This is a genomic window from Streptomyces sp. NPDC098781 (assembly GCF_044759995.1).
Classification (GTDB): domain Bacteria; phylum Actinomycetota; class Actinomycetes; order Streptomycetales; family Streptomycetaceae; genus Streptomyces.
This window is the reverse complement of record NZ_JBIWAK010000011.1, coordinates 44,193-66,422: the sequence shown is the minus strand read 5'-3', so window position 1 is coordinate 66,422 and position 22,230 is coordinate 44,193. Positions and strand designations below refer to the sequence as shown.

Below are 22,230 nucleotides of genomic sequence, written 5' to 3'. Positions count from 1 at the left end.
CATGACTGAGGGCATCCGAAATCTCCGGCTCGTCGTGCTCGACATGGCCGGCACCACCGTCGCCGACGGCGGCCTCGTCGAGCGGGCCTTCGCGGCGGCCTCCGCCGAACTGGGCGTCGAGCCCGGCACCCCCGACCACGCCGACAAGCTCGCCTACGTGCGCGCCACCATGGGCGAGTCCAAGATCTCCGTCTTCCGGCACCTGTTCGGCACCGAGGAGAAGGCGCAGCGCGCCAACGCCGCCTTCGAGAAGGCGTACGGCGAACTCGTCGACGGCGGGCTGGTCGCCCCGATCCCCGGCGCCCGCGAGGCCATCGAGGAACTCCAGGCCGGCGGCCGTACCGTCGTCCTGACCACGGGCTTCGCCCGGGTCACCCAGGACGCGATCCTCGACGCGCTCGGCTGGCGGGACCTGGTGCCCCTCACCCTGTGCCCCGCGGACGCCGGAGGCCGGGGGCGTCCGTACCCCGACATGGTCCTCACCGCGCTCCTGCGGACGGCCGCCGCCGACGACGTCCGCGAGATCGCCGTCGTCGGCGACACCTCCTACGACATGCTCAGCGGCGTGCGTGCGGGCGCCGGCCTCGTCGCCGGCGTGCTCACCGGCGCGCACGACGCGGACGCGCTGCGGGCGGCCGGGGCCACCCATGTGCTGGACAGCGTGGCGCAGTTGCCGGGCGTGATCACATGACCGGCATCCGCTTCGACTCGGTGACGGTCGCCTACGACGGCAACGTCGTCCTCGACTCGCTCGACCTCACCGTCGAGCCCGGCGAGGTCATGGCGCTGCTCGGGCCGTCCGGATCCGGCAAGACCACCGCGCTGCGGGCGGTCGCCGGGTTCGTCCGGCCCGCCTCCGGGCGGGTGTTCCTCGGCGGCGAGGACGTCACCGACCTGCCGCCGTACCGGCGCGGCATCGGCATGGTCGTCCAGCAGTACGCCCTGTTCCCGCACATGCGGGTCGAGGAGAACGTCGCCTTCGGACTGAGGGCGCGGCGCGGACAGGCCAAGCTTCCCAAGGCCGAGATCCGCACCCGGGTCGCCGAGGCCCTGGAGATGACCGGCATGGCCGGCTATGCCCGCCGCTACCCGCGCGAGCTGTCCGGCGGCCAGCAGCAGCGCGTCGCCATCGCCCGCGCGCTCGCCATCCGCCCCGGCGTCCTCCTCCTCGACGAGCCGCTGTCCGCCCTCGACGCCCGGCTGCGCTCCGGCATGCTCGCCGAACTGGCGCGGCTGCACCGCGAGTTGCCGGACGTGACGATCCTGTACGTCACCCACGACCAGGTCGAGGCGCTCACCCTCGCCGACCGGATCGCGGTGATGGACAACGCCCGGCTCCAGTCCTGCGGCACCCCGCGGGAGCTGTACCGGGCGCCCGCGAACGAGTTCACGGCCTCCTTCGTCGGCAACGCCAACCTGCTGCCGGTGACGGTCGGTTCGGGCGGCGTCGCCTTCGGCGGCGGCGAGCTGAAGGTGGACACGGAGGGCGCGGCGCGGGGCGCGAAGGCGACGCTGTGCGTACGGCCCCACCTCGTCGGCCTCGGCGAGGGGCCCAACCGGCTCGCCGGGACCGTGACGGAGATCCAGTGGCGCGGCTCCACCCACCGGCTGTACGTCGAGGTCGACGGGCATCGGGTCATCGCTGACCTGCGGGAACTGAGGGACCCGCCGGCTCATGGTGACGCGGTGACGCTGCACTTCGCCCCTGAGGACGCGGTGCTGCTGACCGCCGGAGTCACCCATGACTAAACGGCTGCTGTGGGCAACCCCACCTGTCGCCCTCCTCGCCCTCGTCTTCCTCTACCCCCTCGCCCTCGTCGTCCAGCAATCCCTCCAGCCCGACACCGGCGGCACGTCCTTCGAGCCGTACGCCGACGTCTTCGCCTCCGACGCCTTCCGCGAGGCGCTGTGGACCACCGTGTGGCTGGCGGTCGGCTCGACCGTCGGATGTCTGGTCCTCGGCTTCGTGATCGCGCTCGTCATCGCCTTCGTGCCCTTCCCCGGGGCACGGGCGGTGGCCCGCTTCATCGACGTCTTCCTGTCCTTCCCGTCCTTCCTGATCACGCTGGCCCTGCTGTTCATCTACGGCACGGTCGGCATGGCCAACGGCCTGTGGACCGACGTCACCGGCGCGGCGGACGGCCCGTTCCAGTTCCTGACCACCCCCTGGGGCGTGCTGCTGGCCGAGATCACCTACTTCACGCCCTTCGTCGTACGACCGCTGCTCGCGGCCTTCTCCCAACTGGACACCGCTCAGCTGGAGGCGGCCAGTTCGCTCGGCGCGCGTCCGCTGCGCATCGTCCGCCGGGTGATCCTCCCCGAGGCGGTGCCCGCGCTCGCGGCGGGCGGCAGCCTCGTACTGGTGCTGTGTCTCAACGAGTTCGGGATCGTCCTGTTCACCGGCGCGAAAGGCGTCACGACCCTGCCGATGCTCGTCTACAGCAAGGCGATCCTGGAGTCCGACTACCCGGGCGCGTGCGTGGTCGCCGTCGTCAACGTCCTGATCTCCGTGGGCCTCTACGGCCTCTACCGGGTGGTGAGCCGCCGTGCTGGTGCATAGCCGCGGGGCGAAGTGGGCCGTATGGGCCGTGTTCCTCGTCCTCTTCCTGCCCCTGTTCGCCCTGCCTCTCCTCGTCGTCCTCAGCGCGTCCTTCGCCACCAACTGGTCGAGCGTGCTGCCCTCCGGCTTCACGACCGGGCACTACGACGCCGCCACCCGCGGCGAGGCCCTCCAGGCCCTCACCACCAGCCTGGTGACCGCCGCCGCCGCGAGCGTCCTCGCCCTGGCCGCCGGGACCTGGGCCGCGCTCGCCGCCGCCGGACTCAAACGGCGCCACCGCAGGGTGATGGACGCGCTCTTCGTGCTGCCGGTCGCCGTGCCGTCCGTGGTCGTGGGCCTGGCGATCCTGGTCGCCTTCTCCAAGCCGCCGTTCCTGCTCAACGGCACCCGGGAGATCGTGATCCTCGCCCACACCGTCCTGGTCACCGCGTTCGCCTACCAGTCCGTGTCCGCCGCGCTCGCCCGCCTCGACCCGGCGTACGAACAGGCCGCCGCCTCCCTCGGCGCCCGGCCCGGCTACGTCCTGTGGCGGGTCAGGCTGCCCCTGCTGCTGCCCTCCCTGACCGCCGCCGCCGGCCTCTGCTTCGCCCTGTCCATGGGCGAGTTGAGCGCCACGATGATGCTCTATCCGCCCGACTGGACCCCGCTTCCCGTCCTGATCTACGCGGCCACCGACCGCGGCGCCCTCTTCGCCGGGTCCGCCCTCGCGGTGGTCCTGATGACGGCGACCCTGCTCGCGCTGTTCGTCGTCTCCCGCGTCCGCACCAAGGCCTCGTACCGCTGACACACCCTGTCCGCCGATCAACACCCCTTCCCCCGCAAGGAGTTCACCTCGTCATGCCCAGAAACACGCTCAAGATCGCCCTCGCGGTGTCCCTCGCCGCCACCCCGCTGCTGTCCGCCTGCGGAGGCGACTCCGCCGCCTCCGACGAGAAGGTCGTCACCGTCTACAGCGCCGACGGCCTCAAGGGCGAGAACGGCGACGGCTGGTACGACAAGATCTTCAAGGACTTCGAGAAGCAGACCGGCATCAAGGTCGAGTACGTCGAGGGCGGCTCGGGCGAGATGGTGCAGCGCGCCGCCCGCGAGAAGAACAACGCGCAGGCCGACGTGCTCGTCACACTTCCGCCCTTCATCCAGCAGGCCGACGGCAAGGGCCTGCTCCAGAAGTACGCCCCGAAGGGCTCCGACCAGGTCAACGGCGCCGACAAGGGTGCCGACGCCACCTGGACCTCGGTCGTCAACAACTACTTCGGCTTCATCTACAACAAGAAGGAGCTGAAGACGCCGCCCACCACGTGGGAGGAGCTGCTGGACGGCAAGTACAAGAACAAGCTCCAGTACTCCACCCCGGGCGTCGCCGGCGACGGCACCGCCGTCCTCATCAAGGCCATGCACGACTTCGGCGGACAGAAGGCGGCCCTGGACTACCTCGGCAAGCTCCAGTCCAACAACGTCGGCCCGTCCGCCTCCACCGGCAAGCTCGCCCCCAAGGTCGACAAGGGCGAGATCCACGTCGCCAACGGTGACGTCCAGATGAACTTCGCCCAGTCCAAGACCATGCCGAACCTCGGCATCTGGTTCCCCGCGAAGGACGGCGGCAAGCCCACCACCTTCGCCCTGCCCTACGCCGCCGGCCTCGTCACCGACGCCCCGCACACCGAGAACGGCAAGAAGCTCCTCGACTTCATGCTGAGCCAGGACGCCCAGCAGCAGGTCAGCGAGATCGGCGGCGGCTTCAGCGCCCGCCAGGACGTCAAGGCCACCGACGCCAACGCGATCGCCCTCGCCAAGATCATCGAGGGCGTCGAGGTCTTCGAGCCCGACTGGGACGACATCGACAAGAACCTGACGTCGTACGTCGACGCCTGGAAGTCGGCCACCGGCAGCTGACCCGCCTCCTGAAGTCCACCCACCGAGGCGATACCACCAGAGCCACACCTGCAAAGCCGCACCACCGCAACGCCCCTGGCACCACCACCGGGGGCGTCGCCATGCCCGCACCCACCCGCCCCAGGAGGATCACGTGACGTCACACCTGTCCCGCCGCACCGTCCTCACCACCAGCGCGGCGACCGCCGCCACCCTGGCACTCGGCACCGCCAGCGCCTCCCAGGCGCACGCCGTCCCCACGCTCCCGAACGGCACCAGCAAGGACAAGGTGCTCGTCATCGGCATGGACGGACTGCGCCACGACCGCATCGACGCCGCGAACGCCCCGCACCTGAAGGCCATGATGAGCGAGGGCACGTACGGCACCTCGCTGCTGTACGCCAGTCCGATGGCCGCGACCTCCTCCGGCCCCGGCTGGTCCACCATCTCCACCGGTGTGTGGCCGGACAAGCACGGCGTCAAGGACAACACCTTCGTCGGCAAGAAGTACGGCCAGTACCCCGGCTTCCTGGCCCGTCTCGCCCAGGTGCAGCCCGCGCTCTCCACGTACGCGGCCGTCGACTGGAAGCCCCTGGACGCCCAGGGCACCGTCACCCCCGGCGCCGACGCCAAGCTCGTCCTCGACGGCGACCGTGACGGCTACACCGGCCACGACGCCACCATCGCCGCCGAGACCGAGGCGATCATCCGGGACCAGAACCCCGACGTCCTGTTCGTCTACTTCGGCCAGTCCGACATCGTCGGCCACAACCAGGGCGCCGGCAGCCAGGCCTACCTCGACCAGATCGCCGTGCAGGACGCCTACGTCGGCCGGCTGCGCGCCGCGATCAAGGCCCGGCCCTCCTACGCCACCGAGCGCTGGACGGTCATCGTCGCCACCGACCACGGCCACCTCGACGCGGGCGGTCACGGCGGGTCCTCGATCGAGGAGCGGCGCACCTTCGTCCTCGCCACCGGTCCCGGCATCGCGGCGGGCGCCCGCCCGATCGACACCCGGCTCGTGGACGTCGCCGCCACCGTCTTCAAGCAGCTCGGCATCACCCCCGACCCCGCCTGGGGCCTGGACGGCAAGCCCGTCCAGGAGCGCTCCACCGACCCCTTCGAGGCGCTGCGGCCGTCCCTGACCGGCCGGGTCGACGAGACCGGCATCCCGGCCGGTGTGCTCGGCTTCACGCACACCGCGCCCAGCGGCTGGTCCGTCATCAACAACGCCATGGGCACCGGCGGGATGACCGAGTGGCGCGGCTGGGCCTTCGCCACCGACGAGTTCTGGTCCCGCACCCAGCGCGACCAGTGGCGTGAACTGAACGTCCGCGCCCGCGGTGTCTTCGCGGTCGCCGACTCCGACGAGTGGTCGGACAAGACCCTGTCCGGCACCTACGACTCCACGCTGGTCACCCCGGCGTACGACGTCACCGGCCGGACCAAGGTGCGGCTGGACTTCACCACCCTCTACCGGCAGGAAGGCGCCCAGACGGCCCAGATCCTGGTCTCCTTCAACGGCGGCGCCCCCACCGTCGTCAAGAGCTACACCTCCGACGTCGTCTCGCAGCCCCAGTCGCTGACCGTCGACGTCCCCTCCGGAGCCTCCAGCGTGAACTTCCGGTTCCGCTACACCGGGTCCAACAACTGGTACTGGGTGATCGACGGGGTCAGGATCAGCCAGTCCTGACTACGCTGGGGGCGTCGGCACGCCGTGGTTCCGGCGCCCCCAGCTCGTCCGTACGCAGGCCAGGAGAGTCACAGCAACATGGCAGACCGCAAGCCCATCGAGTCTTGGCTCACCGACATGGACGGTGTGCTCATCCACGAGGGCGTACCGATCCCCGGCGCCGACGCCTTCATCAAGAAGCTGCGCGATTCGGGCCGGCCCTTCCTCGTCCTCACCAACAACTCGATCTACACCCCGCGTGACCTGCACGCCCGGCTGAACCGCATGGGCCTGGACGTGCCGCTCGAGAACATCTGGACCTCGGCGCTGGCCACCGCCCAGTTCCTCGACGACCAGCGTCCCGGCGGCTCGGCCTACGTCATCGGCGAGGCCGGACTGACCACCGCCCTGCACGACATCGGCTACATCCTCACCGACCACGAACCGGACTACGTCGTCCTCGGCGAGACCCGCACCTACTCCTTCGAAGCCATGACCAAGGCGGTCCGGCTGATCAACGACGGTGCCCGTTTCATCTGCACCAACCCCGACGAGACGGGTCCGTCCGCCGAGGGCCCGCTGCCCGCCACCGGTGCCGTCGCCGCACTGATCACCAAGGCGACGAGCAAGCAGCCGTACTTCGCCGGCAAGCCCAACCCGCTGATGATGCGCACCGGACTGAACGCCATCGGCGCCCACTCCGAGACCAGCGCCATGATCGGCGACCGGATGGACACCGACGTGCTGGCCGGCATGGAGGCCGGGATGCAGACCTTCCTGGTGCTCACCGGTCTCACCCGGCCGGAGCAGGTGGAGAACTTCCCGTACCGGCCGTCCAAGATCGTCGACTCGATCGCGGACCTCGTCGACCGCATCTGAAACCCCGTACACCCGCAATTCGACCCAAACGGAGCAAAGCGGGCCCCGCTGAGGATGCGGGGCCCGTGGTTCGGGGGGAGTCTCCAGATATCTGGAGGTTCACGATGGGATCACTGCGGGTCACTCTCTGTACGATCGCCGCCCTCGGTGCGGTCCCCGTCACCCCGGCGGCACACGCGGCGGACGGGGACGTCCGGGTCGGTCCGGCGGCCCCGCGTCCGGGCGGCGACATCACCCTGCGGGTGAGCGGATGCCCGCAGCGGACGGCCACGGCGGTCTCCGAGGCGTTCGTCGCCGACGCCCGCCTCACCGTCGACGCCGACGGCAGCCTCGCCGGGGAGAGCCGCATCCGGTCCACGGCCGCGGGGGGCACCTACGCCGTGAAGGTCGCCTGCGGGGACGCCTCCCGCACCGGCGCCGTCACCGTCACACGCAAGGGCGCGGAACAGTCCGTACGGCACGGACCGCAGCCGTCCGTCGCGGCCTCACCGACGTCCCCCGTCCGGGCCGGCGGCGGGGGCACCTCCCAGCTGGCCATGGTGGACGCCCGCGAGGCCGGCCCCGGCACGGCGCACACCGTGACCGGGCTGATCCTGGCGGGCGTCGCCGCCACGGCCGTGGCCCTGCGCAGCGCCCGCAGGAGCAGACGGCAGCGCTGACCATGTCCGACCACGAACGCTCCGCCGGCGGTGGCCGCCTCCTCATGGCCGCCGTCTGGACGCTGCTGCTGCTCGGGCTGTGGCTGTGGGGGTGGGAGGTCACCGACGTACGGCACAAGGCGTCCGCGCCGGTCTCCGGGGACATCCCGGCGGTCGGACGGCCCGCCTCGCCGCGACTGCCGTCCGCGGCACGGCCGATGGACGACGCCCGGCCGCTGCGCCTGGACATCCCGGCGCTCGGCCTGCGGGCACCGGTGGCGCCCCGGGGACTCGACGCGCACGGCGCCATCGATCCACCGCCCTACGCGCAGGCCGGCGTCGTCGGCTGGTACGCGGCCGGGGTGAAGCCCGGGGCGCCCGGGGCGGCGCTGATGGTGGGCCACGTCGACACCACGAGCCGGGCCGCCGTCTTCCACCGCCTCGGCACCCTCAGGCCGGGCGTGACCGTACGGGTGCTCCGCGACGACGGCAGGGCGGCGGAGTTCACCGTGGACGACGTCCGGGTCGTCACCCGCGACCGCTTCGACGCCCACCAGGCCTACGGCGCCCACCGCACGGGCCGCGCCGAACTGCGCCTGATCACCTGCGCCGGCACCTTCGACCGGGCGACCGGCGGCTACACCGCGAACCTCGTCGTCTCGGCGTATCTCACCGGCACCGGGCCGTAGCCCGCTCTCGGGGCCCACCTGGCCCGGCCGACGACCCGCTCCCCCCGAAGCCGCCGACCGGGCCGGTCCTCGACCGCGGGCGCACGGGCTGCGGGAGTAGCCCGGCGTCCGGCGCGGGAGGTTCTGTACGACCGGTGGAGACGGTCCGACCGGGGGCTGGGGTCGTCCGCAGACGACTCTAGAAGACAAGACGAGCGCGGCCTAGGGGAAGAGGCAACGGGCCGCTACAGGCGCCCCTCGTCGTCCGTCCGCCCCGCCTCCCGGCGCAGTTCGGAGTCGTCCGCGACCCGGTCGATGACCGCCCGCGCGACCAGGTCCAGCGGCAGCTGACGGCGGCGCGCGTACTGCCGCAGCGCCAGGAAGGCGTCGTCCGCGGGGGCGTTCCAGCGCTCGGCGAGCATGCCCTTGGCCTGCTCGATGCGCACCCTGCTGGACAGCGCCTGCTGCAACTGACCGGCCAGGGTGCGGCACTGGGCGTACCGGGTGTTGTTCTCCAGCCCGAGGGCCGCGCAGTCGGCGAGGAGCTGGGCCAGCTTCAGCCCCGTGTCGTCCTCGGCGGGGGAGTCGCCCGGGAGGGCGGGGCCGAAGACGTTCAGCGCGCCGAGCAGCCGCCCCCGGCGGCGCAGGGGGACCGCGTAGGTGATGGCGATGTCGTGCGCGAGCGCCCGCTCGGTGAACTCGGGCCAGCGGGCCGCCGTCCGCGCCGCCCGGACCGAGACCGGCGGCACCGGCCGGCCGGAGCCGTAGCAGTCCAGGCAGGGCCCGCCGCCGTGCTGGGCCCGCAGCAGCTCCAGCGCGGTCTCCTGCCGGGTGCCGCCCGCCGCCAGCGACACCGTGCGGCCCTCGTCGATCAGCATGAAGCCGGCCGCCCGCGCGGCCAGTAACCGTACGCAGTGGTCGGCGACCCGCGACAAGTAGCGCCCGGCCTCGAACTCGTCGACGAGGGTGTCCGCCGACTCCACCAGTGCCTGCGCCAGCCGGATCTCCCGGGTGAACCGGTGCATCACCGCACCCTCCCTTCCCCTGCTCCCCTGTGGTTCCCCGTCGAGTGCCGCCCCGCGCGGGCGTCCCCGCCCCGTGCCGACGAAGCCGTCATAGTGGCTGTAACAGCTCTCCGACAAGGCTGGGCGACCTCGTGTGCCGCACGACACGTATGTCACGATTGAGCCTTGGAACGAAGCACCCGAGGGGGAGCTGGATGTACCTGAAGAGGGGGGCCCGGCGGGGCACTCGTGCCCGGACGTCCGCGATGGTGCTGGGGGCGGCACTGCTGATCGCGGGCTGTTCCTCCGGTGACGGGGACGAGCCGGACGACAACGCAGGCGCCGGGATCAGCCAACAGCCCAAGGACACCGACCCGTTCTGGGTGAACCCGGACGGGAACGCGGCACAGCAGGTCGCCGCCTACATGAAGGACGGCAAGAAGGAGGACGCCGAGGAGATCCGGAAGATAGCGCAGCAGCCGACGGGCGAGTGGATCGGCCCGGAGAACCCGGAGCAGGAGGCCCGCGGCTACACCGAGGCCGCCGACAAGGCCGGCCGTACGGCCCTGCTGGTCCTGTACAACATCCCGCACCGCGACTGCGGCCAGTACTCCCAGGGCGGCGCCGCCGACGGCAACGCCTACCGGGACTGGATCGACGGGGTGGCCAAGGGCATCGAGGACCGCGCCGCGACGGTGATCCTGGAGCCGGACGCGCTGCTGCACCTGGTGGACGGGTGCACCCCGGACGAGTTCCACGAGGAGCGCTACGACCTCCTCAAGGGCGCCATCGGCAAGCTGAAGTCGCTGAAGAACACCAAGGTCTACGTGGACGCGGGCAACGCCGGCTGGGGCCACCCGGACCAGATCTTCGAGCCCCTGAAGTGGGCGGGCATCGACCAGGCCGACGGCTTCTCGGTCAACGTCTCCAACTTCTACACGACCAAGGACTCGATCGCGTACGGCAAGCAGCTGTCCGCCAAGGTGGGCGACAAGCCCTTCGTGATCGACACCAGCCGCAACGGCAACGGCCCCTACACCGGGGGCAACCCCGACGAGCGCTGGTGCAACCCGCCCGGCCGCGCGCTGGGGGAGACCCCGACCACCAAGACGTCCGACCCGCTGGTCGACGCCTACGTGTGGGTCAAGCGCCCCGGAGAGTCGGACGGCGAGTGCAAGGGCGGCCCGAAGGCGGGCGAGTGGTGGGTGGACTACGCCCTGAGCCTCGCCCAGGCCAGCAAGTAGCTCTTACGTGAGATCGGGGCGCCCTCCGTCGTGGAGGGCGCCCCGATCGCGTATCCGCTGAGGGACCTTGACCCTAAGGGACCCTGACCCACTGTGCCTTGCTCGGCGTCCCCTGGTCGTCCGTCACGAACAGCATGTACCACCCCGACGGCACCAGATTCCGGTTAGTCGGCACATTCACCGTGATCTTGTCCCCGGACTTCTCGAAGTCCAGCTTCACCGACCGCTGATCCACGTCCGTGACATGCGTGGACGCGCTCGGCCGGATCAGCCGTACGTTCTCGATGGACGAGGCGTGCTGTGAGGTGAACGTGCCCGTCCCGCCCCGCTTGATGGTCTGCGGGCCGCCCGAGAGCGACGGCTGCGCGTCCCCGTAGAGATACGGCGGCGTGTAGATCTCGATGCGCTGCTCGAACTTGCCCGGCTTGGTGTTGGCCTTGTCGGCGTAGAGCGAGTCCGAGCCGAAGAACATCACCCGGCCGTCGGGCAGCAGGATCGAACCGGAGTGGTAGTTGCGGCCCACCAGCGGGTCGGCGACCCGGTCGAGGGTGTCCGCGCCCGGGTGGTACAGGTGCGCCTGGAGGATGTTGGAGTCGCCGCGACCCCGGTAGTCCTCCGAGCCACCCGACACCAGCACGCTGTCGTCCGGCAGCACCGAAGCCTGGGGATAGCGCGTGCCCTTCTCCAGCGAGGGCCCGTCCACGAACTTCGGGTTGTCGGCCTTCAGATCGACGATCCGGGTCTTCTCGCTGGACTCCTTGGACTCGCCGACACCGCCGCCGCCGATCACCATGTACTTCTCGTCCTGCGCCGGCGGCAGCAGCACCGTGCCGGAGGTCTCCATCAGCTTGGGATCGCTCAGACCGGGCAGCTTGGAGAACTTGTTGGTGTCCACGTCCCAGATGCCGGGCTCACGCCCCACGTCGTCCGGACCGTAGCCCGCGTTCGATCCCGAGTAGAAGATCTTGCCGTTCTCCAGCGGGAACAGCGCCGGGTACGTCGGGAACTGCCGCACCTTCGTCAGGTACGTCCACTTCTTGGTCTTCGGGTCGTACACCTCGTTCTTGCCCGGCACCAGCTGGCCGATGTCGTCGAGGCCGGAGACGCTGAGGATCTTCCCGTTGCCCAGGGTGGTGAGCGTCGGGTACCAGCGCGCCTCCTTCATCGGGTCGACCTTGATGTACTTCTCGGCGACCGGGTCGAACTCGTAGGCGTCCCGGATGCCTTGGAAGTCCTTCTTGTCGAGGGCGAGCTTCTGCGCGATGCCGTAGGTGTTGCGCGCGTCGGCGCCGGACAGCCCCTGGATGCGGTAGTTGTCCTGGGTGCCGGTCTCGTACTTGGCGCCCTGCTTCTGCGCCTCGACATAGATCCGGCCCAGACCGGGGTCGTTGCGCAGGAACTCGCCGGTCGCCTTGTCGAAGACCTTCTTCGCGCGCGGCACCAGCACCGGGTCCTTGGAGACGAACGTCTTGCCGTTCTCCTTGCCGGTGAACTTGGTGCCCGCGGGCAGGGTGATCGGCTCGTCCGGGTTCTCGTTGTGGACGATCATCAGGCCGCCGGCCTTGGTGACGTCACCCTTGAGCTTCTCGTACCGCTTGGTGCCGCCCGCGATCAGCAGGTTGCCGTTGGACAGCTGGGTGTGGCCGGTGCAGAACAGGTCGTTCGGCGTCGGCACCTTCTTGATCGTGCCCTTGACCGGGTCCCAGATCCGGGTGTCGTACTTCTTCGCGTCGAAGTTGTCCTGGTTGTTGCCCGAACCCGCGATCAACAGCACCTTGCCGGTGTGCAGGAGCGCCGCGTGGATCGTGTTGAGGCGGTACTCCTCGGGGAATTCGACGATCTCCCACTTGCCGTTCTCGGCTTTGTACTCGGGTCTGTTGATCTGGTACTGGTGGTATTTCTCGGTGCCGACGCGGTAGAGCCACGGCCCGTTCATTCCGGCCAGCGCGATGACCACCGCCGTGCCTATCGCGAGTCGACGGGCGCGGCGGCGGCCTGCACGGTCGTTCATTCCTTACGTCCCCCAAGTCCACCAAGGGCGATCTGCATCGTCTGGTCATTTCCGCCGCTGCCGGACGCGGCCCAGCTCGGCTTGTGCTGGCCGTGCTGGCCGTGCTGACCGTGCTGCGGCGTGGCGTGCGCGGGCAGCGGCTGCGGCTGGTACGGCACCGCGGTCGCACCGCCCGTCGCCACCGCTTCCTGCGGCCCGGTCTGGGCCGGCCCGGTCGCGGCGGGCTTCTTCCTCTCCTGCCGCAGCATGTAGCGCCAGGCGAAGATCGGCGTCGCCGTGATCAGCATGGCAAACGTCGCCCAGATGATCATCGCGGGGTGGGAGTGCCCGTAGACGAACCCGGCGGTGATGGAAGCGCCGAAAATCCCGATGAAATACCAGTGGTAGCGGAAGGTCGCGAACCACCGGTCGGGGCTCGCGGAATCCCCCTTGGGAGTGACGACGAACTTGCTCTTCTTGCGCAGGGCCGAGTCGAAGAGCGCCTTCGCGTACAGCGGCGCCGACAGCGCGGACATCACCATGCCGGCCACACCGCCGGAGCCCTCGGGCTCGTGCGGCGAGACGTTGTGACGGCGGTTCCAGACGTACAGGCCGATCTGGAGCGCGGAGGCGTTGCCGTAGAGCATCAGCCAGATCGTCGGGTCGATGTTCACACCCGAGGCGCCCAGGCCCAGGAACAGCGCACAACTCAGCGCCGCCAGGATCCAGTTGAGGGCCGACATCGGGTAGAAGATGATCATCATCGTGTAGTTGAAGAGCTTGCTCGGCGGCAGCGAGTACCAGCCCTTCCAGTACTGCTTGAGGATCGTCTCGTACGTCCCTCGCGACCAGCGCATCTGCTGGGTGAAGAAGTCGGTCCAGGCACTCGGGCCCTCACCGACGGCCAGCACGTCCGGCGTGTAGACCGAGCGCCACTTCTTGCCCGTCGCCGGGTTCTTGTGGCGGTGGATCTCGAAGCCGGTCGCCATGTCCTCGGTGATCGAGTCGTACAGACCGCCGATCTGCTTGAGCGCCTTGATGCGTACGGCGTTCGACGTACCCACGAACATCGGGGAGCCGTACTTGTTGCCCGCGCGCTGGATGAGGGCGTGGAAGAGGAACTGCTGGGACTCGGCGGCCTTGGTGACGAAGTTGTCGTAGTTGCCGTACACCTGCGGGCCGATGACGAAGCCGATGTTCGGGTCGCGGAAGAAGCCGAGCATGCGCTCCAGGTAGTTGGGGAGCGGCACGTGGTCGGTGTCGACCGAGGCGAAGAAGTCGTAGTCGTCGCCGTGCGCGTCGAGCCAGGCGTTGTAGTTGCCGTGCTTGGTCTTGGCGCGGTGCGGGCCCTTTGCCTGGTTCCACTTCGCGACGCCCTTGCGGGAGAAGTGGTGCACGCCGAGCCGGGCGCAGACCTCCTTCACCTCCGCGTTGTCGCCCTCGTCGAGCAGCCAGACGTGCAGCAGACCCCGGTGGCGCAGCTTGACGGCCGCCTCCAGGGTCTTGGTCACCATCTCCAGCGGCTCCTTGCCGGGCACGAAGGAGGTGAGGAAGGCCACTCTCGTGCCGGTCTCCGGCACCACCGGGATCGGGTCGCGGGCGACCAGGGTGGCGTGCGCGTTGGACAGCACGTTCATGCAGCGGAAGAACTCGATCAGGCCGATCGAGACGAGCATCACGATGTCGAGTGCCGGCAGGAAGTCGAAGGCCGGGTAGTCCCGTTCGGTCCAGTGCTCGGGCTGGAGCAGCCAGAACAGCAGGACGAGGGAGAGCACCGGAGCCGCGGCGAGCATCAGCGCGACCCTTATGCGGTGCGGCTCCTGGGAGATCAGTGAGCGGTACTGGACCCGGTACGGCTTGTTCGGGTCGGGCTGCGTGAGGGGACCCGCCAGTCGGCTGTAGTGCTCGTAGTCGTACTTCGGCAGCGTCTTCTTGATGCGGCGGAACGCGCCGGTCCGAGTTTGCGATGGCACCCGTAGCTGGGTCGTCTGAGACGGATCGTAGTTCTGCCGGGCGCCCGTCGGCGTCGACGTCATGAGTCATCCCCCCACACGCGGTCGACCGCGTGTCTGTCGGTTCCTTTACGACTGTGTCGATCCCCCTCGACCTTCACAGGCGTATCAGTGGCGGGCCGCAGTCACCACATCTTCCACACCTTAGACATGGAAACGCGACCTTCCGGTTGCATGATGCCCCCCTCGGCATGTGGTCATGAACGGGGCCCCCTACTCCCCGCAAAAACCGGCAACCGGCTCCTTGCCCCCCAACTGCCGCGTATCCGCAGCATCTTGCTAAACCCATCCCCAGGGTTCTACGGCGTTCCGCATGATCGCAAGATGCGAAACGAGGTGTTTACCGGTCATACGCGCTCATTGTGGCACCTGTGGGGGTGTTGTGTACCCGTTGTGGACACACGGGCGCGGATGTTGCCGAAGTGCTCCCGTATCGCCTCCTCCGCACGTATCGCGTCGCCCGAGCGCACCGCGTCCACGATCTCCCGGTGCTGGCGGCAGGTGACCAAGGGGTCCTGCGGGGCGCCCCCGAGATCGGTGTGGACGCGGTGGAAGGCGTCCCAGAACGCCTCCATGACCTCGCCCAGCAGCGCGTTGTCCAGCCCCCGGTAGAGGGTGGCGTGAAACGCCCGGTCGGTCTCGGCGATGCCGTCGCCGCCACGCGCCGCCTGCTCTTCCATACGGCCGACGAGGGTGTCCAGTTCAACGAGGTCGGCGTCCGGCAGCCGCCCCGCGAGCCGCGACACCAGCCCCGTCTCCACGGCCTCCCGCAGCTGCACCAGCTGGAGCAGGGTGTCCTCGCCCCGGTAGTGCCCGGCGACCGTGCGGAAGGTGAGGCCCTCGACCATGGGGGCCAGCGACATGGTGCCGACGTACGTCCCGAACCCGTGCCGGATCTCCACGATGCCCATCGCCTGCAACCCCTTGAGCGCCTCGCGCACGGAATTGCGGCTGGCCCCCAGATGAGCCATCAGCTCGGGCTCCGTCGGCAGCGGGGCCCCGGAGGCCAGCCGGCGGTCGATGATGAGCTTCTTGATCCGCTCTTGCAGGTCACGCGCTGCCATGGCCAGAGAGTATCCGGCCAAACCCTGGAACAGCCCCTTCCGTGCAGGAGGGCTCTCGGCCGGGGCCTCGGTGGGCGCGAAGTCCGACAGTGGGTGCCACAGGGTCTTGAGGCCGGGGGCGGCTCTGGGGCGGGCACCCGGGTCTGTGGTCGCGTTGCTGCGGGGATCGGGCGGGTGGGGCCGCTGAGGAACGGGCGGGCTCGCCGCGATGGCGCAGGGTCCGGCAGGTGCGAGGGGTGTGGGCCGTCCGCGTGCCGCGCGGGGTTGGCGCTCCGATGTGCTCATGGGCGTTTCCCGGGGCGGTGTGCAGGGCGGCTTCGCTGCGGGCTCCGAATCCGCGGTCGCGTCGCTGCCGGGATCGCGCGGCAGGGGCCGCCGAGGACCGGGCGGACCCGGAAGGGCCTGCCCCGATGCGAGGGGCGCGGCAGTGTGAGGGGTGTTGGCCGGCTGCGTGCTGCGAAGGGCTCGCGCCCTCGATGCGCTGTTCGGCGTTTCCCGAGGCCGTCGCGAAGGCCGCCTCGCCGCGGGCCCAGCCGCAAGAGTGAAGGCCCCCCGCGATCGCGAGGGGCCTTCACCGTCTGTGCGCCGCCAGGGACTCGAACCCCGGACCCGCTGATTAAGAGTCAGCTGCTCTAACCAACTGAGCTAGCGGCGCATGCTGACCTCGTTAACTCTACATGACCTCCCGGGGTGGTCCGGACCACATGCGGGCGGGCGGGGCGGGGGCCGCCCGGGAGCCTTGTAAACCATTCGGACCGTCAACATGCGAGTCCGGAAGACAGTTGAGAAACTGACGAGGTGTACAGCCGCGGACATTTCAACTGGAGTGTGAGGGGAATCGCATGGAGACTCGGACTCCGGTATTCGAGGAATTCGATCCGGCGAGTGACTGCGACTGCCCCGGATGCGTTCACTGGCAGCGCGTCCTGCCGCACTCCCGGGCCGGCCGCCACCCCGCCGCCCACCGGGCGCTGATTCTCGCCGCAGCCGCCTCCACGACCGTCGTCGTCGGCCACACGGCCCCGGCCGTCGCCGCCTCCGACACCCCCGACACCCTCGACCACCAGGCCGTTCCCGCAGGTGACGAGCCCTATACCCCTCAGGGCGGCAAGGCCCCGCTGCACGGCCCCGGCGGCAAGCCCGCCAAGCCGTCCGGTCCGGTCAAGACGCCCCCGACAACCCGGGCGGAGATCATCAAACGGGCGAAGAAATGGGTCGCCGCGAAGGTGCCGTACAGCATGTCCAGGTACTGGTCGGACGGATACCGGCAGGACTGCTCGGGCTTCGTCTCGATGGCCTGGAGCCTGCCCGGAAACGAATGGACGGGCAGCCTCGACCAGTACGGCGTACGAATCCCGAAGGCGGATCTCCAGCCAGGGGACATTCTGCTGTTCCACAATCCGGCCGACCCCGAGAAAGGCTCGCACGTCGTCATTTTCGGCGGCTGGACGGACTACACGCACACCTACTACATCGCCTACGAGTCCGCGCCGCCGCACGCCCGCAGACAGTCCACCCCGTACGCCTACTGGAACCACTCCGACCGCTATGTCGCCTACCGCTACAAGGGGCTCGCGGGCAGCTCGGCGGGTACGAAAACGGACACCGGACAGCAGGCCGGCGGGAAGACGGAAGCGGAGAAGCCGGGCGCGGCCGAGCCCAGTACACCGAAGCCGGGCGCCGCCAAACCCAGCACCCCGAAGCCGAACGCCCCGAAGCCGGGGACCCCGAAGCCGGGCACCCCGAAGCCGGCCGGGCAGCCCGGTCCGGCGGCCTACCCCGGGCCGGCGCACTTCGGACCCGGCGCCAACAACGCCCACGTGACCCGGCTGGGCCGGCTGCTCGTGCAGCGTGGGGCGGGCCGCTTCTACACCTTCGGCCCCGATCCGCGCTGGTCGGACGCCGACCGCAGGGCCACCCAGGCGTTCCAGCTGGCGCAGGGCTGGCGGGGCCAGGACGCCGACGGGCTGCCGGGGCCGGGGACCTGGGCCCTGCTGGTGTCGGGCAAGGGCAAGGACATTCCCGCCGCGGCGAGTGGCGCCCGCCCGCCCGACCAGCCGGCCTCGCACGGGGTGCCCGGCTATCCGGGGCGGGCGATGTTCCGGCCCGGCGCCGACAACAAGTACGTCACCCAGCTCGGCCGGCAGCTGGTGAAGAAGGGGTTCGGCAAGCACTACAAGACCGGGCCGGGGCCGCGCTGGAGCGAGGCGGACCGGCGCGCCGTGGAGGCCTTCCAGCGCACCCAGGGCTGGCGCGGCGGCGCGGCGGACGGCTACCCCGGGCCGGAGACCTGGCGGCGGCTGTTCGCGTGATCCCACCCCCGTCCCGTAACCCGACATCCCGGCGACCACCGTTGTGACGCATCTGGCGCGGAGGCTGGAGGCACCCATGACCACGACCACTTCTCATACGCCCGAGCCCGAGGGGCCCGCCCGGCCCGGTCGGCTGATCCAGAACGAGGCGACCACCGAGATCCCCGTCCATCTGCTGTTCCGCGACGAGGCGGGCCCGGTGTCCGTGCCGCTCAGCCCGACGGTCGTGGCACGCAGGCAGGGCACGGGGGAACAGCCCCGGCTGCGCCGCCCGGTGCAGCCGAAGCCGCGTCCCGAGCCACAGGTCGACCCCGAACTGGTGGAGCGGCCCGCGCGGGTGCTGCCCGGGGCGGCCGGGGTGCTCGCCGGAGCCTGTGGGGCGGCCGGGTGCCTGGCCACCTCGTGGTGGGCCGGGGTACTGCCGCCGCTGACGGTGCAGGCGCTGGGGTTGCCGGTGTCCGCGAGCTCCGGGCTGGGGCCCGCGCAGTGGGCGGCGTACACGGGGGCCGGGGCGCTCGGGCTGTTCGGCCTCGGCGGGCTGGCACGGGGCCGGACCGGGGCGGCCTGGGTGCTCGGACTCTTCGGCCGCTACCGCGGGACCGTCCGGCGCACCGGCCTGATGTGGGTCAACCCGCTGCTGCTGCGCCGCCGGGTCGACGTCCGGCTGCGGCACTGGCGCAGCGAGCCGATGCCGGCGGCGGACGGCAACGGGGTCGCGCTGCGGGTGGTCGTCCTGGTGGTGTGGCGGGTGAAGGACACCGCGCGGGCCACGCTCGGGGTGGAGGACCACGAGTCGTATCTGCGCGAGTGTGTGGAGGCGGCGCTGGCCCGGGTGCCGGTCGAGACGCCGGGTACGGCACGCGGGTCGGTCGAGGTGGCCGCCGACGCGTTGACGCGGTGGGTGGTGCGGGACGCGGGGGTGGTCGGTCTGGAGGTGTTCTCGGTGCGGCCGGTGCGGGTGGAGTACGCGCCCGAGGTCGCCGCGGCCATGCACCGCCGCCGGATCGCCGCGCTGGACGCCAAGGACCGGGCCACCATGGTCACCTCGGTCGTCGACTCGGTGGAGGACACGGTGACCCGGCTGACCATGCGGGGCCTGGTCGAGCTGGACGACTACGAACGCAAGGCGCTGGTCAAGGACTTGACGGTGGCGTTCTGCGCGGGGCGCGGCGAACAGGGACCGTGATTGGTATGGACATGTTCAACTAACGGCAATATTCTCAGACTTGGTCTAGACCTGCACAGCTCATCGAACTTCCCCCACGTTCCCAGGAGCAGCAGCATGCGCAGAAGGACCAAGTGGTATGCCGCCGCGCTCGGACTCGCCACGGCCGGAACGGTCGTGCTCTCCGGCGGCGGTGCCAGCAGCCACGGCTACACCGACCTCCCCATCAGCCGGCAGAAGCTGTGCCAGAACGGCACCGTGACCAACTGCGGCTCCATCCAGTGGGAGCCGCAGAGCGTCGAGGGCCCGAAGGGCTTCCCCGGCTCCGGCCCGGCCGACGGCCAGATCTGCAACGGCGGCCTCGGCCAGTTCAGCCAGCTCAGCGCGCCGAAGACGCCGTCCGGCGGAGACTGGCCGACCACGCGTGTGACGGGCGGTCAGAACTACACGTTCCGCTGGCAGTTCACCGCCATGCACGCCACGACGGACTTCAGGTACTACGTCACCAAGCCGGGCTGGAACCAGAACCACAACCTGTCCCGCTCCGACCTCAACCTGACGCCGTTCTTCACCGTCCCGTACAACGGGCAGCGCCCGCCGTCCACGCTCTCGCACAGCGGCAGGCTGCCGTCCGGGCTCAGCGGTCACCACGTCATCCTCGCGGTGTGGACGATCGCCGACACGGGCAACGCGTTCTACGCGTGCTCGGACGTCACGTTCTGAGCGTGACTTGAGGAAATCCGGCGTCCCCCACGGGTACGTTCCCCCTACGTCGACATGACCATGACGGCGTAGGGGGAGTGGCGGTACTCGACCTCGGGGGTCTCATGGAAGCGCTGTTCTATCTCCTGCCGCTGGTCATCATGGCTCTCGCGGTCTTCTCCGTGGTGAAGCTGATCAGACGGGCCCGCGAGGTGCGCGGCGCCTGGAACAGCGGGCTCACGGCCGAGGCGCGGTGCATGCGGGCGTACGCGATGACGCGTAACGACAACACGAGGCTGCACCACGTCTACGAGTTCACGGCGCACGACGGACGCACCGTCCGCTTCGAGGAGAAGGACGGGCCGGCGACGAGGGTCGAGGGCGACTTCGTCACGGTGTTCTACGTCGCTCAACAGCCGGAGCGGGCCACGGTCCGCCCTCCGGCACCCGGCGTCCTCGGCGCGATCGCGGGCGGCGCGCTGGCGGCCAACTTCGCGATCATCGTCTTCTGCCTGTTCTTCGTCACCGTCGCCCACTGGGGTCTGTCGGGAGCCTCCTAGGCCTCCACTTCTGACGGTACGTCAACTACCGTGCGCGGCCATGGAGTCCAAGGCGCGCACCACGGTCGCGGAACTCGTCTCGGCGCAGTGGGGCGACCATCGCCCGGGGCTGTGGTTCGAGGAGCGCACGCTCACCCACCACGAGGTGGCCGCCGGTGCGGCGGCCCGCGCCGCGTTGCTGGCCGACCTGCTGTCATCCGGCGCCGAGCCGCATGTCGGGGTGCTCCTGGACAACACCCCGGAGTACCCGATGTGGCTGGGCGCGGCCGCCCTCGCGGGAGCCGCCGTCGCCGGGATCAACCCCACCCGGCGCGGAGCCGAGCTCGCCCGCGACATCCTGCACACCGAGTGCCGGGTCCTGGTCACCGAGCGGACCCGGCTGCCGCTGCTCGACGGCCTGGAGTTGCCCGGCGTACGCCTGCTGCTGACCGACGCACCGGAGTACGACGCCCTGCTCGCCCCGTACGCCGACGCCCGCCCCGACCCCTCCCGCGCCGCCCCGGACGACCGGCTCCTGCTCTACTTCACCTCCGGCTCGACCGGCGCCCCCAAAGCCGCGATCTGCACCCAGGGGCGGCTGGCCGCGGCGGGGCAGTCCCTGGCCGGCCAGTTCCGGGTCCGGCCCGAGGACGTGCACTACATCTGCATGCCGATGTTCCACGGCAACGCGGTGATCGCCGACTGGGCCCCCGCCCTCGCGGCGGGCGCGGGCGTGGCGCTGCGGCGGCGGTTCTCGGCGTCGGGGTTCCTGGCGGACGTACGGCGCTACGGAGTGACGTACTTCACCTACGTCGGCCGGGCGATTCAGTACATCCTCGCCACCGAGCCGCGCCCCGACGACCGGGACCACGCGCTGCGGCTCGGCTTCGGGACCGAGGCGGGCGCCGTGGACGCCGCCGCCTTCGAGCGGCGGTTCGGGGTGCGGCTGGTGGAGGGGTACGGGTCCTCGGAGGGCGGGGCCGCCGTGCAGTGGTCGCCGGGGACTCCGCCGGGGGCCGTGGGGCGGGCGGGGCCCGGGCTCGTCGTACTGGATCCGGAGACCTGCGCGGAGTGTCCGCCGGCCGTCTTCGACTCGGGGGGACGGCTGGTCAACGGGGACGAGGCGATCGGGGAGCTGGTCAACCGGGGACCGAACCCCTTCGAGGGGTACTGGCGCAACCCCGAGGCGGAGGCTGAGCGGCGGCGGGCCGGCTGGTACTGGACGGGGGACCTGTTCTGCCGGGACGCCGACGGCTATCTGTACTTCGCGGGGCGCGGCGACGACCGGCTGCGGGTCGACGGGGAGAACCTGTCCGCCGCGATGATCGAGAACATCCTCGCCCGGTACGGGGGCGCGGCGGCCGTCGCCGTCTACGCGGTGCCGGATCCGGTGACCGGGGACCAGGTCATGGCGACGATCGCGGGGGAGTTCGAGCCGGCGGCCTTCGCCGCGTTCCTGCTGGCCCAGCCGGATCTGGGGACGAAGATGGCGCCCCGGTTCGTGCGGGTGGTGGAGCGGATGCCGGTGACCGCCACGAACAAGATCCATCGGGCGGGACTGCGGAAGGAGGGGGTGCGGTGTGCCGACCCGGTGTGGTGGCGGCCGACCGGGGAGCGGGCGTACCGCAGGCTGACCGAGGCGGACACCCCGGCAGATGCCGAAGGGCCCCTCGCTCCCACGAGAGGCCCTTCCTGTGTGCGCCGCCAGGGACTCGAACCCCGGACCCGCTGATGCTGTGTCTTCCCGGGGGATGACCCCCGGACCCCCAGCAGACGTCGAAGGGCCCCTCGCTCCCACGAGAGGCCCTTCATATGTGCGCCGCCAGGGACTCGAACCCCGGACCCGCTGATGCTGTGTCTTCCCGGGGGATGACCCCCGGACCCCCAGCAGACGTCGAAGGGCCCCTCG

At 70.5% G+C, this 22,230-nt stretch carries 19 protein-coding genes and 1 tRNA gene; 15 read left to right on the top strand and 5 right to left on the bottom strand.

Going from position 1 to position 22,230, the window contains the following annotated elements; genetic code table 11:
• Nucleotide 1: 1 nt before the first annotated feature.
• From ACIQWG_RS35885 to ACIQWG_RS35845, 9 genes are all read left to right on the top strand, one after another.
• The gene (locus tag ACIQWG_RS35885) at nucleotides 2–691 is read left to right on the top strand and encodes a phosphonatase-like hydrolase (protein WP_404103688.1); all 690 of its coding nucleotides are present in this window, start codon (nucleotides 2–4) and stop codon (nucleotides 689–691) included.
• Nucleotides 688–1,749, top strand: coding sequence for an ABC transporter ATP-binding protein (locus ACIQWG_RS35880; protein ID WP_404103685.1), 1,062 nt, complete (start codon nucleotides 688–690; stop codon nucleotides 1,747–1,749). Before ACIQWG_RS35885 ends, ACIQWG_RS35880 begins: the two co-directional genes overlap by 4 nt.
• Nucleotides 1,742–2,560 (top strand): 2-aminoethylphosphonate ABC transporter permease subunit, encoded by an 819-nt coding sequence (locus tag ACIQWG_RS35875; protein WP_404103682.1) that lies wholly within the window; start codon nucleotides 1,742–1,744, stop codon nucleotides 2,558–2,560. Before ACIQWG_RS35880 ends, ACIQWG_RS35875 begins: the two co-directional genes overlap by 8 nt.
• Complete coding sequence (locus tag ACIQWG_RS35870) at nucleotides 2,547–3,344, top strand: ABC transporter permease (RefSeq protein ID WP_404103680.1); 798 nt, start codon at nucleotides 2,547–2,549, stop codon at nucleotides 3,342–3,344. The genes ACIQWG_RS35875 and ACIQWG_RS35870 overlap by 14 nt, the downstream gene beginning before the upstream one ends.
• A gap of 53 nt (nucleotides 3,345–3,397) precedes the next feature.
• Nucleotides 3,398–4,453 carry a 2-aminoethylphosphonate ABC transporter substrate-binding protein gene (locus ACIQWG_RS35865; RefSeq protein WP_404103677.1) on the top strand — a complete coding sequence of 352 codons (1,056 nt, stop codon included), beginning with the start codon at nucleotides 3,398–3,400 and terminating at the stop codon, nucleotides 4,451–4,453.
• 133 nt (nucleotides 4,454–4,586) lie between these two features.
• Nucleotides 4,587–6,125: an alkaline phosphatase family protein gene (locus ACIQWG_RS35860; protein WP_404103675.1), complete on the top strand. Its 1,539-nt coding sequence runs from the start codon at nucleotides 4,587–4,589 to the stop codon at nucleotides 6,123–6,125.
• A 78-nt stretch (nucleotides 6,126–6,203) separates the two neighbouring features.
• Complete coding sequence (locus ACIQWG_RS35855; protein ID WP_404103673.1) at nucleotides 6,204–6,983, top strand: HAD-IIA family hydrolase; 780 nt, start codon at nucleotides 6,204–6,206, stop codon at nucleotides 6,981–6,983.
• Between the two features lie 104 nt (nucleotides 6,984–7,087).
• Entirely contained in the window at nucleotides 7,088–7,642 is a 555-nt protein-coding gene (locus ACIQWG_RS35850) for a hypothetical protein (protein WP_404103671.1), read from the top strand.
• Nucleotides 7,643–7,644: 2 nt separating this feature from the next.
• Entirely contained in the window at nucleotides 7,645–8,310 is a 666-nt protein-coding gene (locus ACIQWG_RS35845) for a class F sortase (protein ID WP_404103669.1), read from the top strand.
• Between the two features lie 224 nt (nucleotides 8,311–8,534).
• Here ACIQWG_RS35845 and ACIQWG_RS35840 read toward each other — a convergent pair whose 3' ends face one another.
• Nucleotides 8,535–9,314, bottom strand: coding sequence for a GAF and ANTAR domain-containing protein (locus tag ACIQWG_RS35840; RefSeq protein ID WP_404103667.1), 780 nt, complete (start codon nucleotides 9,312–9,314; stop codon nucleotides 8,535–8,537).
• A gap of 194 nt (nucleotides 9,315–9,508) precedes the next feature.
• Between ACIQWG_RS35840 and ACIQWG_RS35835 the strand changes: the two genes are divergently transcribed.
• Entirely contained in the window at nucleotides 9,509–10,537 is a 1,029-nt protein-coding gene (locus ACIQWG_RS35835) for a glycoside hydrolase family 6 protein (protein WP_404103665.1), read from the top strand.
• A gap of 73 nt (nucleotides 10,538–10,610) precedes the next feature.
• Here ACIQWG_RS35835 and ACIQWG_RS35830 read toward each other — a convergent pair whose 3' ends face one another.
• The 4 genes from ACIQWG_RS35830 to ACIQWG_RS35815 all read right to left on the bottom strand — a co-directional run bounded on the left by ACIQWG_RS35830 (nucleotide 10,611) and on the right by ACIQWG_RS35815 (nucleotide 16,258).
• On the bottom strand, nucleotides 10,611–12,548 hold the full coding sequence (locus tag ACIQWG_RS35830; protein ID WP_404103662.1) for a galactose oxidase-like domain-containing protein: 1,938 nt from the start codon (nucleotides 12,546–12,548) through the stop codon (nucleotides 10,611–10,613).
• Complete coding sequence (locus ACIQWG_RS35825; RefSeq protein WP_404103660.1) at nucleotides 12,545–14,563, bottom strand: glycosyltransferase family 2 protein; 2,019 nt, start codon at nucleotides 14,561–14,563, stop codon at nucleotides 12,545–12,547. The genes ACIQWG_RS35830 and ACIQWG_RS35825 overlap by 4 nt, the downstream gene beginning before the upstream one ends.
• A 323-nt stretch (nucleotides 14,564–14,886) precedes the next feature.
• The gene (locus ACIQWG_RS35820) at nucleotides 14,887–15,603 is read right to left on the bottom strand and encodes a FadR/GntR family transcriptional regulator (RefSeq protein WP_404103658.1); all 717 of its coding nucleotides are present in this window, start codon (nucleotides 15,601–15,603) and stop codon (nucleotides 14,887–14,889) included.
• A gap of 581 nt (nucleotides 15,604–16,184) precedes the next feature.
• Nucleotides 16,185–16,258 (bottom strand) — tRNA-Lys (locus ACIQWG_RS35815).
• A 187-nt stretch (nucleotides 16,259–16,445) separates the two neighbouring features.
• On the opposite strand from ACIQWG_RS35815, the gene ACIQWG_RS35810 reads away from it, so the two are divergent.
• The 5 genes from ACIQWG_RS35810 (at nucleotide 16,446) to ACIQWG_RS35790 (ending at nucleotide 22,053) form a co-directional block, all read left to right on the top strand.
• Entirely contained in the window at nucleotides 16,446–17,915 is a 1,470-nt protein-coding gene (locus tag ACIQWG_RS35810; RefSeq protein WP_404103655.1) for a peptidoglycan-binding protein, read from the top strand.
• A 76-nt stretch (nucleotides 17,916–17,991) separates the two neighbouring features.
• Entirely contained in the window at nucleotides 17,992–19,101 is a 1,110-nt protein-coding gene (locus ACIQWG_RS35805) for an SPFH domain-containing protein (protein WP_404103651.1), read from the top strand.
• A 96-nt stretch (nucleotides 19,102–19,197) separates the two neighbouring features.
• A complete protein-coding gene (locus tag ACIQWG_RS35800) occupies nucleotides 19,198–19,803 on the top strand; it encodes a lytic polysaccharide monooxygenase (RefSeq protein ID WP_404103648.1) in 606 nt (201 codons plus the stop codon).
• A gap of 77 nt (nucleotides 19,804–19,880) precedes the next feature.
• Nucleotides 19,881–20,342 (top strand): DUF3592 domain-containing protein, encoded by a 462-nt coding sequence (locus tag ACIQWG_RS35795; protein WP_404103646.1) that lies wholly within the window; start codon nucleotides 19,881–19,883, stop codon nucleotides 20,340–20,342.
• Nucleotides 20,343–20,382: 40 nt separating this feature from the next.
• Nucleotides 20,383–22,053, top strand: a complete 1,671-nt coding sequence (locus tag ACIQWG_RS35790) for an AMP-binding protein (RefSeq protein WP_404103643.1) — start codon at nucleotides 20,383–20,385, stop codon at nucleotides 22,051–22,053.
• Nucleotides 22,054–22,230 lie beyond the last annotated feature (177 nt).

Excerpts from the sequence above, each read along its gene's own strand:
- ACIQWG_RS35885 (WP_404103688.1), top strand. The coding sequence starts at position 2 with ATGACTGAGGGCATCCGAAATCTCCGGCTCGTCGTGCTCGACATGGCC.
- ACIQWG_RS35880 (WP_404103685.1), top strand. The coding sequence starts at position 688 with ATGACCGGCATCCGCTTCGACTCGGTGACGGTCGCCTACGACGGCAAC.
- ACIQWG_RS35875 (WP_404103682.1), top strand. The coding sequence starts at position 1,742 with ATGACTAAACGGCTGCTGTGGGCAACCCCACCTGTCGCCCTCCTCGCC.
- ACIQWG_RS35865 (WP_404103677.1), top strand. The coding sequence starts at position 3,398 with ATGCCCAGAAACACGCTCAAGATCGCCCTCGCGGTGTCCCTCGCCGCC.
- ACIQWG_RS35855 (WP_404103673.1), top strand. The coding sequence starts at position 6,204 with ATGGCAGACCGCAAGCCCATCGAGTCTTGGCTCACCGACATGGACGGT.
- ACIQWG_RS35850 (WP_404103671.1), top strand. The coding sequence starts at position 7,088 with ATGGGATCACTGCGGGTCACTCTCTGTACGATCGCCGCCCTCGGTGCG.
- ACIQWG_RS35845 (WP_404103669.1), top strand. The coding sequence starts at position 7,645 with ATGTCCGACCACGAACGCTCCGCCGGCGGTGGCCGCCTCCTCATGGCC.
- ACIQWG_RS35840 (WP_404103667.1), bottom strand. The coding sequence starts at position 9,314 with ATGCACCGGTTCACCCGGGAGATCCGGCTGGCGCAGGCACTGGTGGAG.
- ACIQWG_RS35835 (WP_404103665.1), top strand. The coding sequence starts at position 9,509 with ATGTACCTGAAGAGGGGGGCCCGGCGGGGCACTCGTGCCCGGACGTCC.
- ACIQWG_RS35830 (WP_404103662.1), bottom strand. The coding sequence starts at position 12,548 with ATGAACGACCGTGCAGGCCGCCGCCGCGCCCGTCGACTCGCGATAGGC.
- ACIQWG_RS35825 (WP_404103660.1), bottom strand. The coding sequence starts at position 14,563 with ATGACGTCGACGCCGACGGGCGCCCGGCAGAACTACGATCCGTCTCAG.
- ACIQWG_RS35820 (WP_404103658.1), bottom strand. The coding sequence starts at position 15,603 with ATGGCAGCGCGTGACCTGCAAGAGCGGATCAAGAAGCTCATCATCGAC.
- ACIQWG_RS35810 (WP_404103655.1), top strand. The coding sequence starts at position 16,446 with ATGGAGACTCGGACTCCGGTATTCGAGGAATTCGATCCGGCGAGTGAC.
- ACIQWG_RS35805 (WP_404103651.1), top strand. The coding sequence starts at position 17,992 with ATGACCACGACCACTTCTCATACGCCCGAGCCCGAGGGGCCCGCCCGG.
- ACIQWG_RS35800 (WP_404103648.1), top strand. The coding sequence starts at position 19,198 with ATGCGCAGAAGGACCAAGTGGTATGCCGCCGCGCTCGGACTCGCCACG.
- ACIQWG_RS35790 (WP_404103643.1), top strand. The coding sequence starts at position 20,383 with ATGGAGTCCAAGGCGCGCACCACGGTCGCGGAACTCGTCTCGGCGCAG.